At 64.9% G+C, this 16,394-nt stretch carries 8 protein-coding genes; 5 read left to right on the top strand and 3 right to left on the bottom strand.

Annotated elements, in window-relative coordinates:
• Positions 1-16 precede the first annotated feature (16 nt).
• The 3 genes from GJ699_RS02910 (at position 17) to GJ699_RS02900 (ending at position 7,708) form a co-directional block, all read left to right on the top strand.
• A complete protein-coding gene (locus GJ699_RS02910) occupies positions 17-1,417 on the top strand; it encodes a glycoside hydrolase family 88/105 protein (RefSeq protein ID WP_371867439.1) in 1,401 nt (466 codons plus the stop codon).
• A gap of 13 nt (positions 1,418-1,430) precedes the next feature.
• Entirely contained in the window at positions 1,431-2,630 is a 1,200-nt protein-coding gene (locus GJ699_RS02905; protein WP_154372900.1) for a BT3233 family polysaccharide utilization protein, read from the top strand.
• Between the two features lie 305 nt (positions 2,631-2,935).
• Positions 2,936-7,708 (top strand): response regulator, encoded by a 4,773-nt coding sequence (locus GJ699_RS02900; protein ID WP_195763445.1) that lies wholly within the window; start codon positions 2,936-2,938, stop codon positions 7,706-7,708.
• On the opposite strand, the gene GJ699_RS02895 is transcribed toward GJ699_RS02900, so the two are convergent.
• Entirely contained in the window at positions 7,684-8,844 is a 1,161-nt protein-coding gene (locus tag GJ699_RS02895) for a putative peptide maturation dehydrogenase (RefSeq protein WP_154372896.1), read from the bottom strand. The two genes, GJ699_RS02900 and GJ699_RS02895, sit on opposite strands and share 25 nt — an antisense overlap.
• A gap of 171 nt (positions 8,845-9,015) precedes the next feature.
• On the opposite strand from GJ699_RS02895, the gene GJ699_RS02890 reads away from it, so the two are divergent.
• Complete coding sequence (locus GJ699_RS02890) at positions 9,016-9,273, top strand: NHLP-related RiPP peptide (protein ID WP_195763444.1); 258 nt, start codon at positions 9,016-9,018, stop codon at positions 9,271-9,273.
• Between the two features lie 13 nt (positions 9,274-9,286).
• Here GJ699_RS02890 and GJ699_RS02885 read toward each other — a convergent pair whose 3' ends face one another.
• Together GJ699_RS02885 and GJ699_RS02880 are read right to left on the bottom strand one after the other, a co-directional pair.
• Positions 9,287-11,434, bottom strand: a complete 2,148-nt coding sequence (locus GJ699_RS02885) for a gluconolaconase (RefSeq protein WP_371867438.1) — start codon at positions 11,432-11,434, stop codon at positions 9,287-9,289.
• A gap of 261 nt (positions 11,435-11,695) precedes the next feature.
• Positions 11,696-13,951 (bottom strand): carboxy terminal-processing peptidase, encoded by a 2,256-nt coding sequence (locus GJ699_RS02880; RefSeq protein ID WP_154372892.1) that lies wholly within the window; start codon positions 13,949-13,951, stop codon positions 11,696-11,698.
• A gap of 385 nt (positions 13,952-14,336) precedes the next feature.
• Between GJ699_RS02880 and GJ699_RS02875 the strand changes: the two genes are divergently transcribed.
• The gene (locus GJ699_RS02875; RefSeq protein ID WP_154372890.1) at positions 14,337-16,367 is read left to right on the top strand and encodes a methyl-accepting chemotaxis protein; all 2,031 of its coding nucleotides are present in this window, start codon (positions 14,337-14,339) and stop codon (positions 16,365-16,367) included.
• Positions 16,368-16,394 lie beyond the last annotated feature (27 nt).

Below are 16,394 nucleotides of genomic sequence, written 5' to 3'. Positions count from 1 at the left end.
TACAAGAGACAAACCCGTGACCACTCCCACAGCCCTGATCGCGGCCGTAGCCGCCGCCCTGCTCGCCCTGCCCGCCCATGCGGAAGGACCATATCGCAACCCGGACAACAAAAGCGTCTACGACGCCGGCGAAGGCACCTACCCGGTGCCATACAAAAAGCCGACCGTGGCCGAAATCACCAGCGCGCTGGACCGCATTCGCGGCTATATGGAAGCCACCACACCGACCCGCGTGGTGCACAAGAACAGCGGCCTGCAGATCACCGACTTCAGCACGCCCGTGGCCGACGCCATTGTCGAGCCGAGCAGCGCCGAATGGCACTTCCAGGCCTACGAAATGGGCGTGGTGCACACCGGCCTGCTGAAGGCGGCGGCCGTCACCGGCGACCAGAAATACACCGCCATGACCACGCGCCACTTCCAGTTCATGGTCGACAAAATGCCGTACTTCAAGGCGCAGGAACAACAGTTCCACCTGCAGCGCGGCAACAGCTTCGCCCGCTTCATCGAGCCGCGCTCGCTGGACGATGCCGGCTCCATGTGCGCCGCCATGATACGCGCCCGTTTCGCCAAGATCGGACCGGACATGAGCGCGTTCATCGACACCTGCAGCAACTGGGTCGCAAAAAAACAATTCCGCCTGCCGGACGGCACGCTGGCGCGCGAGCGGCCGCAAGCGGTGTCGCTGTGGGCCGACGACATGTATATGGGCGTGATGCCGCTGGGCGAGATCGGCCACCTGACCGGCAAGCGCGAATACTATGACGACGCCGTCAAAAACGTGCTGCAGATGACCAAATACCTGTACAACCCGCAGCTCAATCTGTACACCCACGGCTGGAACGCCAACAACCCGGACGCGCCGCGCTTCTACTGGGCGCGCGCCAACGGCTGGGCGGTGCTGACCATGAGCGACCTGCTGGACGTGCTGCCGAAAGACCATCCCGGCTACCCGAAAGTGCTGGCCCAGCTGCGACTGGCGCTGCGCGGCATCGCCGAACTGCAATCCGGCACCGGCCTGTGGCACCAGATGATCGACCGCAACGACTCCTATCTGGAAACCTCGGCCAGCGCCATCTTCACCTACGTGATCGCGCACGCCGTCAACGAAGGCTGGGTCAGCGCCGCCACCTACGGCTCCATCGCCCAGGCCGGCTGGGTAGGCCTCAGCACCCGCATCAACAGCCGCGGTCAGGTCGACGGCACCTGCGTCGGCACCACCTTCGCCAGCGACCAGATCTATTACTACAACCGCCCGGCCAGCGTCGACGCGCTGCACGGCTATGGCCCGACCTTGCTGGCCGGGGCTGAAATGATCAAATTGCTGAACAATCCGAAGATCGACATTCAGGTACGCTTACGCACCTACCATTACGTGCCGAAAGAAAACGGCGCGACCAACTACAGCCATGAATAAGGAGACCGTTGTCATGCGCACCATCCTGTTGCCCATCGCCGCCCTGCTGGCCGGCAGCGCCGCCCATGCGGCCGAGCTAGCCAAGATCACCGTCACCAATGACCTCGATCTGGCGCGGCCGTCGGAAACCATCGCCATTCCGTGGAGCGAGATCAACCGCGCGCTGCCCGGCGCCCTGATCCAGAAAATCGCCGTCAAGGACAGCAAAGGCAAGGTGCTGCCCTACCAGGTCAGCAATATCGCGCCGCAGGCCAAGGACCCGAAAGGCATTGGCATCGCCTATGGCGAGCTGTACTTCCAGCACAGCTTTGCCAAGGGCGAGAAAACCGCCACCTTCACGATCGAAAAAACCGAGACCGTGACCCAGCCGTTCCCGGCTCAGACCTTCGCCCGCTACGTCCCCGAGCGTCTGGACGACTTCGCCTGGGAAAACGACCACGTCGGCCACCGCACCTACGGCCCGGCGCTGGCAGCGCCCGACAGCAAGGGCGAAGGCAAGGAAGTGCTGGAAACCAGCGGGCTGGACATCTGGTTCAAGCGCGTGGCATATCCGATCGTCGACCGCTGGTACAACAAAGGCCACGACCACTACCACCATGACGAAGGCGAAGGCATGGACATGTACAACGTCGGCAAATCGCGCGGCGCCGGCGGCACCGGCGTGTGGGACGGCAAACAACTGTACGTCGGCCGCAACTACGCCTCGTGGAAAGTACTGGCCAACGGCCCGATCCGCTCGGTATTCGAGCTGAATTACGACAGCTGGGACGCCAACGGCGTCAAAGTGAGCGAAGTCAAGCGCTTCACCGTCGATGCCGGCCAGGATTTCGACACCATGGACAGCACCTTCACCTTCAGCGGGCCGCAGCAGCTGACCGTCGCCGTCGGCCTCAACAAAAAGCCATCCGACAAGAACCAGAACGAACAGATCGCGGTTGGCCATGACGGCGTCGCGCTGACGCAATGGGTCACCCAAGCCACCAAAGGCGCGTTCGGCACCGCCGTCGTGATCCCGAGCGCCAGCGGCCAGACCGACGATGCCCTGAACGAGCTGATCCTGGCGCCAGTCGAATCCGGCAAACCGCTGCGCTACTACATCGGCGCCGCCTGGGAGCGTTCTGGCCACGCCAAAACCAGCGCCGAATGGGCCGCCAAAGTCCAGCTGATGGCCGCCCGCGCCACCCACCCCCTCAAAGCCACCGTCAGCCCTTAAAAATCCGGGGTCAATCCTCCCAAAGCTACACGGGCTCTGCCGTAAGCGTCGCTTACGGCAGAGCCCGTGTAGCTTTGGGAGGATTGACCCCGGTTTTAAAAATAGACAATAGGCCAACAATTCCGTATTCTCCTAGGACGCAATGCTCATTGCTATGAGGCATGGCGACTCGGGATCGGTTACTTGTGCTTGATTTATTTCTGAAACTTGCTGGCAGGACCGGCCTGGCAATCCTTTGGTTGCTGGCGCCGCTGTGCGCCAGTGCGGCGCCAACGCAGGCGCCGTGGCAAGCGCTGGCGCCTACTATGTTTGAGCATCTGGTGCCGGCCGAACGCGGCTTTCCTAATCCGATTACGATGAGCATCGCCCAGGACGGCGATGGCTTTATGTGGTTTGCCACGCAATCCGGCCTCGGTCGCTGGGACGGCTACCGCATGCGCAATTTCTTTTACAAAGCCGACGATCCAACCTCGCTGCCGGCCGATTTCGTCCAGACCCTGCACGTCGATCGCCAGGGCCGGCTGTGGGTCGGCACCAGCGCCAACGGCGTCGCCATGTACGATAAGTTCAGCGAGCAGTTCATCCGTTATCCGGCCGGCCCGCAGGGGCTCAGCAGCCCGGCCATCGGCGCGCTGGCCAGCGATGCGCGCGGCGGCCTGTGGGTCGGCACCGCCACCGGCCTCGATTACATCGATGTGCCCAACGGCGGCGCGATCCGCCATTATCCGCGCGCCGACGGTGGCCCGCCCGCCAATCACATCCGCGCGCTGCTGGTGGACGCGGCCGGCGATCTGTGGATCGGCTCCCACGCCGGCCTGGCGCGGCGCGATGCCACCAGCGGCCGGGTCGAGGATCTGCCGCTGGCCAATGGCGCCGTCGACGCGGTGTTGGCGCTGGCCCCCAGCCGCCCCGGCGAGGTGGTGTTCGGCACCCTCAAGAGCGGCGTCGGCCTGGCCCGCGCCGGCGACGGCGCCCGTCTGTTGACGCTGGACCAGGTGCACGACGCCGGCAGCGCGATGGTGCTGTCGATCGCCGCCACCCTGCCCGGCACTTACTGGGCCGCGACCTATGGCGGCGGCTTGATCGAGTTCGATGCCGACGGCCACGGCCGCCGCATCCTGCACCGCGCCGCCATCAGCATCAGCCTGGGCCACGACCGGGTGGCGGCGGTGTGGCGCGACCGCAGCGGCCTGATCTGGGTGGCCAACGAGCGCGGCGTCGATATCCACAATCCGTCCAACCGCAGCGCCGCCACCATCCTCGACGGCGTCGGCCTGCCGGAGATTTCCGCCTTCGCCTTCCTCAACGACAGCGCCGGCCGGCTGTGGGTGGCGCTGGGCGACCAGGGCATCGATCTCATCTCCGCCGACGGCCGCCGCAGCGCCGGACTGCGGCCCGATCCGGACCACCCCGAGCGCGCGCTGCCCAATCGCCTGATTTTATCGATGGCCGAGGCTGAACCGCAGGAAGCCTGGATCGGCACCGCGCTCGGCCTCTATCACACCAGCGGTCACGGCAGCCAGGTGCGGCGGGTGGCGCTGCCGCTGGCCGATCCCTATCCGCGCGTCGGCGCGATCGCGCGCCAGGGGCCGCTGTTGTGGCTGGGCGTGTCGACCGGGCTGCTGCGCTACGATAGCCGCGACGGCAGCGCTCGCCTGTACGGCCAGGGGCCGGCCGGCAGCGGCGCGCTCAGCGACCACCGCATCTCCGCGCTGCACGTCGGCGCCGACGGCGTGCTGTGGGTCGGTACCCTGAGCGGCCTCAACCGCTTCGATCCGGCCACCGGCCTGGCCACGCTGATCGCGCAGGACGCCACCCAGCGCGTGGTCACCGCGCTGGCCTTCGACCGCGCTGGCCGGCTGTGGGTCGGCAGTATCAACGATGGCATCGTCATCCTCGACCCGCGCCAGGCCGACAGCCAGCATTGGCAGCGCCTCAACGATAGCCATGGTTTGCCCAGCTCGTCCATTTCGGCGCTGCAGCCGGACCAGGCCGGCCGCATGTGGGTCTCCACCACCGACGGCATCGCCATGATCGATACCACCAACCTCAAGGTGCAGGTGCTGGACCGCGCCGCCGGGCTGGTGTTCCAGCCCTATGTGGTGGGCGCCGGCGGCCAGACCGCGCGCGGCGAGATCGTGTTCGGCACCTCGGGCGGCTATGTGCTGGTGCAGCCGACGCCGCCGCAAGTGTGGCGCTACCAGCCGCCGCTGGCGGTCAGCGCGGTCTACCTGGACCACCGCAGCGTGGCGCCGGCGCCGCTGCTGGCGCCGGAAGCGCGGGCGCTGGCGATTCCACCCGGCACCCGCAAGGTCGAAGTCGAGATGGCGGCGCTGGACTTTTCCGCCAGCGTCAGCAACCGCTATGCGTTCCGCCTGGAAGGCTATGACAAGGACTGGATCGAGACCGACGCCAGCCACCGCGCCGTCACCTATGCCAATGTGCCGCCGGGCCGCTACCGGCTGTATATGCGTGGCAGCAACCGCGTCGGCGCCTGGAGTCCGCACGAGCTGAGCATGGAGCTGCACTTCCTGCCGGCCTGGTATCAGACCTGGTGGGCACGCTTGAGCGCGCTGCTGGCGGTGCTGGCCTGCGGCTGGGGCGCCTACCGCTGGCGGGTGCGCAATCTGCAGCAGCAGGTGTATTCGCGCACGCTGCACCTGGAGCGGGTGCACGCCATCGTCAAGTCGATCAACGAAGAGCTGGATTTCGACGCGCTGCTGCACACGATTTTGCGCGAGTCCAGCGCCATCGGCGAGGTCGGCGTGGCCTACGCGCTGATCTGCGAAGCGCCCGGCGGTCCGTTGGCGATCCGCGCCAGCTGGGGCCACGATGCGCTGCCGTCGGCGCGCGCCGGCGTCTCGCTGGCGGCGGCACAAGCGCAGTTTGTCAACGCCGCCACCGTGATCGCGTCCGATATGTTCCTCAAGCAGCGCACCATGCTGGCGGTGCGCATCTGCGTCGAGCAGCAGGTGCAGGGCTATCTGGTGTTCAAGCAGAGCACGCCGTTCGCGCGCAAGGATCTGGAGATGTTCAAGGCGCTGAAAGAACCGTTTGTGTCGGCGTTCCAGAAGGCCAGCGCGATCAGCGCGATCCAGCGCGCGCGCGCCGATGCCGAGGCCTCGACCCGCGCCAAGAGCGAGTTCCTGGCCAATATCAGCCACGAAATCCGCACCCCGATGAACGCCATCCTCGGCTTCGCCGGCCTCGGCACCCATCTCGACCTGCCGGCCAAGCCGCACGATTACTTCACCAAGATCGGCCGCGCCGGCAAGAATCTGTTGAGCATCATCGACGATGTGCTGGACTTCGCCAAGATCGAATCCGGCAAGCTGGAGCTGGAGTCGGTGCCGTTCGATCTGGCAGAAACGCTGGCGCAGATCGCCGATCTGTTCTCGTGGCGCGCGGCGGAAAAAGGACTGGAGCTGCTGGCCTGGGCCACGCCCGAGGTGCCGCTACGGTTGGTGGGCGATCCGCTGCGGCTGAATCAGGTGCTGGTCAACCTGGTCGGCAATGCGCTGAAGTTCACCGCACACGGCCACATCAGCCTGCGCGTCGAGCCCGCCGATGGCGCGGCGCCGGCCGCCGATGGCGCGCTGCGTCTGCGTTTCATCGTTGAGGATAGCGGCGTCGGCATCAGCGCCGAGCAGCAAGCGCGGCTGTTCCGCGCCTTCTCGCAAGCCGACACCAGCACCACGCGGCTGTACGGTGGCACCGGCCTGGGACTGGCGATTTCGCAGCAACTGGTGCAGGCGATGGGGGGCGCGATCGCGGTCGACAGCCAGCCCGGCCAGGGCAGCCGCTTCCATTTCGAGCTGACGCTGGGCGTTCAGGCGGACGCGCCGCAGCCAACGGCGCTGCCGCCGGGCGCCGCCGGCCAGCGCATTCTGGTGGTCGACGACAGCCCGATGCTGTGCGACATGCTGGCGCGACTGCTGCGCGCCGATGGTTATCTGGTCGACTGTGCCGGCAGCGAGGCGGCGGCGCTGGAGGCGCTGGCCAGCCAGCCGACCCAACTGGTGCTGCTGGACGAAGGACTGGCCGGCCTGATCGGCGCCCTCGCCCGCAGCCCGGCCCGGCCGCCGCTGGTGCTGATGATGAGCGAGTTTGCGCGCGGTTTGGCGACCGATCCGGTCACGCACGACGAGGCCAACGCGATTCTGGTCAAGCCGGTCACGCCGGCGCAGTTGCGTGAGACGGTGCTGGTGGCGCTGGGCCTGGCGCTGCCGTCGCGCGTGGTGGCGGCGGCGTCGCCACGGCTGTCGGAGATGGCACAACGGATCGCCGGCGCGCGCGTGCTGGTGGTGGACGACAACGCCATCAACCAGCAGGTGGCGCGCGAGGTGCTGCTGCGGGCGCAGGTGCGGGTCGACCTGGCCGATAGCGGCGCCGAGGCGCTGCAAATGGTCGACCAGCTCAACTACGATGCGGTGCTGATGGATATCCAGATGCCGGGCATGGATGGCTACGAGGCCACGGCCCGCATCCGCGCCAAGCCGCAGCACGCGCAACTGCCGCTGATCGCGATGACGGCGCACGCGGTGGCCGGCTTCCGCGAAAGCAGCCTGGGCATGGGGATGAATGATTACGTCACCAAGCCGATCGAGCCGGAGCGGCTGTTCGCGGTGCTGGCCGGGCAGATGCGGCGCACGCCGGAGCGGCCGCCGCGCGCCGTGCCGCCGCCAGCCGACGCACAGCTCGGCAGCGCCATCCCCGCCCTGCCCGGCATCGACATGGAAGCGGTGCTGGCGCGGTTAGGCGGCAATCGTCAGTTGCTGGGAGCGTTGCTGGAGCGCTTCGTGCAGGACTTCAGCCACACCCCGCCGCGCCTGCTGGCGGCGATCGAGCAAGGCGCTTTCGAGCAGGCCGCCGCGCTGGTGCACAAGGTGCGCGGCGCCGCCGGCAATCTGTCGATGTCCGAACTGCACCGCAGCGCCACCGAACTGGAGCAGCTGCTGCGCACAGCGCAGTCTCCCCTGCAGCCTGCCGCGCTGGGCGAGGCGCTGGCCAGCTTTGGCGCCGCGCTGGAGCTGGTGATCGACGGCGTGCAGGATCAGATCGCGTCGGTCTCGCCGTAACGCAGTTCGACCATGTTGCGCGGGCCGCTGGCCGCCGGCCCGCAACCGCAGATCGCCACCACCGCATGGCGCAGATGGTCGAGCTCTAGCAGGCGTTCGATATCAGCATCGTTGATGGCCGCCGTCACAAACGCCGGCAGGCCGGCCTCGGCCGCCAGCAAATAAAAGGTTTGCGACAGATGGCCGGCATCCAGCGCCAGCGCCCGATACGCCTTCTGGTGATTGCGGTACTTCCAGAAGCTGCGCTCGGCGCGCGCCACCATCAGCACCTGCAGCGGCGCGTCGGCCAGCCAATGCTGATCGGCCAATAGCTGCCGCGCCAGTGCCGCCGCCGCTTCGCTGTCCAGCGGGCGCAGCGGCCGCAACTCGTGCTCGATCGGATGATAGTGATACAGGCCGGGCGCCACGCCCTCCACCCGCTGCACCAGCACGAAGGCCTCGACCGGATGCAGGCCGCCGCCCGATGGGCTGGTCTTCTTCAGCACCGCCGCGTGCGGCCCCACCTGGCGCACTTGCTGGGCGCCGAAGGTACGTTGCAGCAGCCGCGCCGCCACCGCCAGCGGCACACTGGCTTGCAGATCGAAATTGCGGCCGGTGTAACGCCGGAACAGCGCCTCGTCCAGCGGCCCGCCGCCGGCCGGCGGCAACTTCAGCGCCTGCTCCGGCGCCAGTTCCAGCGTCGGCGCTGGCGGTTCGCCAAACTGCTCCAGCAGCGCCTCGAAGCTGGGCGCCTCCATGCCATTCTCGCTGCTGACCTCGCGCCAGCGGCCGAAGGTGTGCGCCAGTGCCGACAGCGGCCGCCAGTGGGTGGCGCGCAAGGTCTCGTCGCGTTCGCGTGCCGTCGCATGGGCCGGCGTATCGCCGATCAGCAGGCCGCGCTGTAGCAGGCCGGCGATGCACGCCTCGCCATAGCGCCGCTCGCTGGCGGCGCGCTCGCTCCACACGGTCTGGCTGATGCCACCCAACGCCGCCAGCTCGGCCGCGTCGATGTCCAGCTCCTGGTCCAGATGCGGCGCCAGCGCCACCCAGCGCGTGCTGGACGCCAGCGCGCTGCCGCCAGCCAACACGGTCGGCCAGTCTATCGATAAATGTTCACGGGATTCCAGATACAGCACTGCGCAGCGTCGTAGCTTCATGATGGCCATTTCCGCGAGTGAATGGGATGCTGTCGAGTCTATCTCACTTGCTAATAAAAAGGCAATAATTTCGATTGCCTTGGGGAGCATCGCGGCGTAGCATCGATCTCACGTGCACGACCGTGCACGATGTGTACGTGTGAACCGCATCCAACCAAGGAGAACGTGACTATGCATACCACGAGCGAACTCAGCTCCATCCTCGACCAACTGGCCAACGACGACCAATTCCGCGCCCGCCTGCTGGCCAACCCGGTCGCCGCGCTGAAGAGCATCGGCATCACCCTGCATCCGGACCAGGTGCCGGCCGAGCTCAGCCTGCCTTCCCGCGAAGACATCGCCGCCGACAAGGAAGAATTGATCAGCAGCCTGGAATCGACCGTCAGCATGCTGCCTTTCCTGCTATCCGGCGCGCTGGTCGCCGCCTGATCCTTGCTTGCCGCTAGTCGATCGTGACCAGCAGTTCGCGGTTGCGATTGGCGGCGTTGCCGGCATAGTCCTCCGCCACGATGCGGAGGATGTAATTGCCCGGCCCCAGCTCACTCACCTTCCACATCCCCGGCACCAGCTTGCCGTTGACCACCCGGTTATTGATGGCATACGCGAAGCGCGTCTCGCTGGCGCCGTGCACGGTGATGCCGCTGCTGGCCGCGTATGCAAACTTGACCGCCTCGCGGTTGCGCGGCAGGCGATCATATTGCTGGGTGATGGTGGGCTCGGTCATGCCGGGGATGAATTCGCCCTCCTCGTTCAGCAATTGATAGCCCAGCTTGTACAGGCCGAGCCGACGCCGCGCCTGGTTGCCGTTGATCTGATCGCTGGCATCGACCACGATCTGCACATCGCCCATGCTGCGGCGAATGAACAGGCGGCCATCCACCTTTTCAGTCAGCGGCTTGCCGTTTTTATCGAGCACGCTGATGTTGTGAATTTCCGGCGCGATGGTGTCTTCCAGGCCGACGAACGGCAGCAGCAGCGGATTGCGCGGGCCGCCGTTGGGCTTGTAGTCAAGATGGACGTGCGCCATGCGATTGATTGTGCCCAGCGTTTCGCCGGCCACGAAGCGGGTACCGCGCTTGACGCGCACCGACTCCGCCACGCCCTTGTCGTTGCGCGACACCAGGAAGCGCGGATCGTTGAGCGGCTTGTCGCGCGCGTCGCGGCCGACCCGCATGTGCACATACTGCATGCCGTCGAAGAACAACCCTTCCGACAATTCGCCATAACCCCAGCTGGCGCGCGGATCGGTGATCTTGCCGGCGCCGATGGCCAGCACCGGTTCGCCAATCGCGGCCTGCACGTCCATGCCGCTGTGGAAATGATCGCGGCTCTCGCCATCGAAATTACCGCGCACCTCGCCCATCAGGCCAACCACCTCATGCACCTTGTTCTGCGGCTTGACCGGCCACAGCATGGTGGCGCTGTGCGACGGCAGGCCGGGCGACGGCGCATCCGGCTCGGGCTCCTCGCTGCCGCGCATCTGGCCGATGTGCTGCAGGCGGAAGGTGGCGCCATCGGTCACGAACAGCGAACCATCCTTGTACAGCGCCATGCCACGCGGCGAATACAGGCGCACGCCGCCGTCCGAACCATAACCGGGCTGGGCCGGATGGTCGACATCCTTCAGCGCCACCACCGCGCCGGCCGGCGTGATCTGCGCCACGCGGCCGTGGGCGCTGCTGGCGATGTACAGGAAGCCGTCGCCGGTCAGCGCGATCGCCACCGGCGAGCGCAGCAGCGAATCGCGGTCGTCGTCCTTGGCGATGGCAATGGTGCTGACCTGGCCATCCTTGCTGAGCTTGCGGATGGCGTGGTTGGCGGTGTCCGCGATGTAGAGATCGCCGGCGGCGCTGATCGCCAGTCCGGTCGGGGTATCGAACAGCGCCTGCGCGGCGGCGCCGTCGGCGTGACCGGCGCGCTTGCCGCCAGCAATGGTGGTGACCGTGCCGTCCGGCGCGATGCGGCGGATGCGGTCGTTATAGGTGTCGGCCACGTAGACCACGCCGGCGGCGTCCACCGCCACCCCGATCGGACCGTTGAACTGGGCGCCGGCGCCCTTGCCATCCTTGTCCCCGGCCAGGCCATCGCCGGCCAGCGTGCTGACCACACCCGCCGGCGTCACCTTGCGGATCGCGTTATTGCCGGTATCGGCCACGTACAGATTGCCGGCGGCGTCGATCGCCAGCCCGGACGGCGTGTTGAAGGCGGCGGCGGTGCCCGTGCCTTCCGCATAACCTTCGGTGCCGCCGGCCAGCGTCGAGCCGATGCCGGCCAGATCGATCTTGCGGATGCTGTTATTGTCGCCGCCGTCGGCCACGTACAGATTGCCATCCTGGTCCAGCACTACGCCAAACGGATCGGCAAAACGCGTGCGGCGGCCATTGTTCACGCCCGGCAGACCGTCGCCAGCCACATTGCTGACGCGCGCAAACCAGCCGTTGGGCGTACCCTTGGCCGCGCTCGGCAGCGCCACCGCGCCCGGCTGCCCGGCTGGCGCGCTGGGCTTGAGCAAATACACCACGCCGCCGCCCACGACCGCGCTGCCCAACAGCAGGCCCAGCAAAGCAAGTTTGAATTGATTAGGAGACACGGTGCCGCCAGCTAATAGTTGATTTACAGCAATCTTACCAAAAAATCAGCGCTTGCAGCAAAAAAAAGGCCCGCTCTGGGAGCGGGCCAAATTCTATTTCCTTGGAGGAGAATAGAGGAGACAGGAAGAATTATGCCGCGCCGCATCATCTTAATCCAATTTATCTTTCCAATAGCCAAGATTCACCAAACGCATAATAAGGGCGTAGCGCAAAAAAAAAGGGCCGCCAAAAAGGCGGCCCAGGGCTGATACCGGTAAAACTTATTTGCCGTCGGCGGCGTAAGGCAGCACGCGCGAGGCCATGCGGGTGTCGGTTTTCAGCAGGCCGACTTCATCCGACATGATGTGCACCGCTTCGTTCAGCAGCACGTCCTTGGCGGCCTTGGCCTGTTTCTCCGCTTCCAGCTCGGCCGCCAGCGAACGCTCGGCGCCTTGCAGGCCATCGTCGCTGCGCAGCGCGCCCTTGACGCCCGCCACTTTCGGCGTTGGCGCGGCTTTGCCGCTGGCCGGCTTGGCCGCGATTGCCTTGTTCAGCGCATCTTTCGGGTCAGGAACCAAAATCGGATCATCGGCGCCCGGCGTTGGCGACAGCAGACGGGCTTCACGCAGCTTGGAACGGGCTTCCTGCTGGTCGCGCTCCTTGCGGCGCGCCACTTCGTTCAGCGAGATCAGGTTGTCCTTGCGCTGCTTCTTCACCAGCGCGATGTCTTCGGCCAGGTACTGGAAGTCCTTGTCCTTGGCAACGCGCGCTTCGTGCTTTTTATCCAGCAGCGGCACGATCTCTTTCATGTCGCCGGTCGGAATGTAGACCGCTGGCTTGATCTGGGTCCATGGCAGCGCGTTGTCATAGCTGGACTCGCCAAAGGTGTCGGAATCGCCCATGGTCGGCAGCTTGATGTCCGGCGTCACGCCGCGCAGCTGGGTGGTGCCGCCGTTGATGCGGAAGAATTGCGCGATGGTGAACTTCAGCTCGCCATAATGCACCTTGTCGCTCTGCGCGAACTTGTCCAGGCCGAACAGGGTCTGCACCGTGCCTTTGCCGAAGCTCGGCTCGCCGATGATGATGCCACGGCCGTAATCCTGGATCGCCGCCGCGAAAATCTCCGACGCCGAAGCCGAGCCACGGTTGATCAGCACGCCCAGCGGGCCATCCCAGGCCATGCCCGGATCGGTATCGCTTTCCACTTCGACCTTGTTGTCGCCGCTGCGCTGCATGACCACCGGGCCTTTGTCGATGAACAGGCCGGTCAGCTCCACCGCCTCGGTCAGCGAACCGCCGCCGTTGTTGCGCAGGTCGATCAGCACGTTGTCGACCTTGTCCTTCTTCAGCTCGACCAGCAGACGCTTGACGTCGCGGGTGGCGCTCTTGAAGTCCTTGTCGCCCTTGCGGCGCGCCTCGAAGTCCATATAGAAGGTCGGCAGCGAGATCACGCCGACGCGGCGCTTGGTGTTGCCATCCTTGACTTCATACACGGATTTCTTGGCCGACTGCTCTTCCATGCTGATCTTCTGGCGCACCAGCGAGATGAACTGGTGCTTGCCGTCCGGGCCGGCGTCGGCCGGGATGATTTCCAGCTTGACGGTCGAATCTTTCGGACCGCGGATCAGCGCCACCACGTCGTCCAGGCGCCAGCCCAGTACTTCGGTGATCGGGGTTTTCTCGTCCTTGGCCACGCCAACGATCTTGTCGCCGACCTTGATCTTGCCGGACAGGCCGGCCGGGCTGCCGGTCACCACTTCGCGCACCACGGTGTAATCGTCGCGCGACTGCAGCACGCAGCCAATGCCTTCCAGCGACAACCGCATCGCGATGTCGAAGTTTTCAGCGGCGCGCGGGCCCAGGTAGTTGGTGTGCGGCTCGATCGACATCGCATAAGCGTTCATGAAGATCTGGAACACGTCTTCATTGGTCAGCTTGCGCGACGGGCTGAGGTAGCCTTCATAGCGCTTGTCCAGCGTTTCCTTGATCGACTTGTCGTCCTTGCCGGCCAGTTTCAGGCGCAGCCATTCATTCTTGACGCGCTTGCGCCACAGTTCCTTGACCTCGGCGTCGCTCTTGGCCCACTCGGCCTTTTCGCGGTCGTACTGATAGCTCTCGTCGCTGGTGAAATCGAACTTGCCCTGTTTGACCAGTTCACGCGCATAGGCGATGCGCTCGTTGAAGCGTTGCTGGTACAGATTGAAGATGGCAAACGGCACGCTCAGGTTTTCGCCGGTAATGGCATCATCCATGCGGGTGCGCACGATGGCGTACTGGTCGAGGTCGGCCTGGGTGAAGAACATCTTTTCGCCGTCCAGCGACTTGAAGTAGCGGTCGAAGATTTTCTCCGACATCGCATCGTCCAGTGGCATCGGCTTGTAATGCAGTTTGGTGAGTACCCGCGAGGCCCACACGGCGGCCTGAGTCTGGCCGGGCTGGGGTTTGAGAGGGGCGTCTGCCGCTTTATCTGGCACGGCGGCGCCGGCCTGCACTGACAGGGCCGCAACGATGGCCACCAACAGCATTTGCTTCTTCATCGGCTTACTCCGGAACATGTAAAAAAGGTGTTGTTTCATTCTACAGGATAGCAGCCGCAACACGGGGCTGGATTTTCAGAGTTTCTCTGCATAAGCTTAAGGGCACCTGAAACTTCGCCACCATCGTATCGCGCGCGATAAGTATTTATACGTATTTGATAACGACTGTTATTTAAGTCATTGTTTTGCAAAACAAAACTATTTGAATAATTATTCCAATTTGTTGCTCAATGGCAAAAATCTGCTATCATTCAAGTCTTGATGTAGTTTCATGTTTTGAGGCTCTAGCTCGCAGGACTGCGGCAGTGCCCCATGCCTGCAGTCGCTCCCGAACACCCGGAGCCAGCTCGACTCCGAGCTCTCAACCACAACTTTGTAGAGATCAATGAAAACAATAACGATCAATCCCCGTAATTGGGGTGTCGGTACGAAAATTACCGTTTTTACGTTTGGCCTGATGACCGTCATCATGGCCATCCTGCTCACGCTCATCAATATGAGCACCTCGGCCATGCTGAAGGAGCGCGCGCGCGCCAACGTCGCCTATAACCTGAGCGGCATCAGCAATACCGTCGAAGTGTTCAACACCGCCATGATGAACGACGCTTCCAGCTTCGCGCGCCTGTTCGCGGCCGAGTTCAACAGCGCCCGCTTCGAGCTGGACCCGGCCACCACCGTCGACATCGGCGGCAAGCCGACGCCGTCGCTGAAGTATGCCGGCAAGACGCTGAACATGGATTTCAGCATCCCCGACAAGTTCACCAACGACACCGGTGTGGTCGCCACCATCTTTGCCGCCAGCGGCGAGGAATTCGTGCGCGTCACCACGTCGCTGAAGAAGGAAAATGGCGAGCGCGCGGTCGGCACCCAGCTCGACCATGCGCACCCGAGCTATCCATTGCTGCGCGCCGGTAACAGCTACATCGGCTTCGCCAATCTGTTCGGCAAGCCCTACATCACCCAGTACGACCCGATCAAGGATGCCGGCGGCAAGGTCATCGGTGTGCTGTTCATCGGCATGGACATCAGCAAGAACATGGATGTGCTGAAGCAGAAAATCAAAGCCATCACCATCGGCGAAACCGGCTACATCTACGTGATCAACGCCGCCGCCAAGGACCAGGGCAAGGCGCTGATCCACCCAAGCAAGGAAGGCGAGAACCTGATCGAAGCCAAGAGCAGCGATGGCCGTCAGTTCCTGAAGGAGATGCTGGAAGCCAAAGAAGGCGGCATGACCTATGACTGGACCGAAAAGGAAGGCGCGGCGCCGCGCGAGAAGATGGTGGAATTCCACACCTTCAAGCCGTGGAACTGGCTGATCGTCGGCGGCACCTACACCGAGGAAATCACCCGCGAAGCCGGCCAGCTGCGCAACCGTTATGCGCTGATCGGCCTGGTATCGCTGGCGGTGTTCGCGGTGGCGCTGTTCCTGCTGGTGCGGGCGGTGGTGTCGCGTCCGCTGGCACGTGCCGAGGAAGCCGCCGAGCGCATCGCCGACGGCGACCTCGACGTGCATCTGGTGATCGACAACAAGGATGAAATCGGCCTGGTGCTGCGCTCGCTGAACAACATCAGCAAGAGCTTGTCCGGCGTGGTCGGCCAGGTGCGTGCCGGCGCCGAGCAAATCACCACGGCGTCGAGCGAAATCGCCCAGGGCAATCTGGACCTGTCGCAGCGCACCGAGGAACAGGCCTCCAGCCTGGAGGAAACCGCGGCCTCGATGGAAGAACTGAGCAGCGCCGTGACCCAGAATGCCGAGAACGCCTCGCAAGCCAACCAGATGGCGCTGGCCGCCTCCGGCGTCGCCACCCGTGGCGGCGAAGTGGTGGCGCAGGTGGTGGAAACCATGGGCTCGATCAACGAATCGTCGCGCAAAATCGTCGACATCATTTCGGTGATTGACGGCATCGCGTTCCAGACCAATATTCTGGCGCTGAACGCCGCCGTGGAAGCGGCCCGTGCCGGCGAACAGGGTCGCGGCTTTGCCGTGGTGGCGTCGGAAGTGCGCAATCTGGCGCAACGCTCGGCCACCGCCGCCAAGGAAATCAAGGCGCTGATCGACGACTCCGTCAACAAGGTCGAGACCGGCAGCAAACAGGTTGAACAGGCCGGCACCACCATGCGTGAAGTGGTGGACAGCGTGCGCCGCGTGACCGACATCATGGCCGAAATCAGCCACGCCAGCGAAGAGCAGCGCGCCGGCATCAGCCAGGTGCACGAAGCCATCACCCAGATGGACCAGGTGACGCAGCAGAACGCCGCGCTGGTCGAGGAAGCCGCCGCCGCCGCACAAGCGCTGCAGGATCAGGCGCATGAGCTGGAAGACGTGGTCCGCACCTTCAAACTGGGTAGCCATGCCGAGCACAGCGGCCAGCCAGCGCTGCGCGCGCCACAGCAACGCCTGGCGCTGAAATAAGCCCCGCCGACACCGGCCAAAGCCGCC

Source organism: Duganella guangzhouensis, assembly GCF_009674535.1.
Classification (GTDB): Bacteria; Pseudomonadota; Gammaproteobacteria; order Burkholderiales; family Burkholderiaceae_D; genus Rugamonas; species Rugamonas guangzhouensis.
Note: the sequence above shows the minus strand (reverse complement) of the source record. Positions and strands in the feature narration are given on the sequence as shown.

Coding starts and splice junctions, on each gene's coding strand:
- GJ699_RS02905 (WP_154372900.1), top strand. CDS start 1,431: ATGCGCACCATCCTGTTGCCCATCGCCGCCCTGCTGGCCGGCAGCGCC.
- GJ699_RS02890 (WP_195763444.1), top strand. CDS start 9,016: ATGCATACCACGAGCGAACTCAGCTCCATCCTCGACCAACTGGCCAAC.
- GJ699_RS02880 (WP_154372892.1), bottom strand. CDS start 13,951: ATGAAGAAGCAAATGCTGTTGGTGGCCATCGTTGCGGCCCTGTCAGTG.
- GJ699_RS02900 (WP_195763445.1), top strand. CDS start 2,936: ATGTTTGAGCATCTGGTGCCGGCCGAACGCGGCTTTCCTAATCCGATT.
- GJ699_RS02875 (WP_154372890.1), top strand. CDS start 14,337: ATGAAAACAATAACGATCAATCCCCGTAATTGGGGTGTCGGTACGAAA.
- GJ699_RS02895 (WP_154372896.1), bottom strand. CDS start 8,844: ATGAAGCTACGACGCTGCGCAGTGCTGTATCTGGAATCCCGTGAACAT.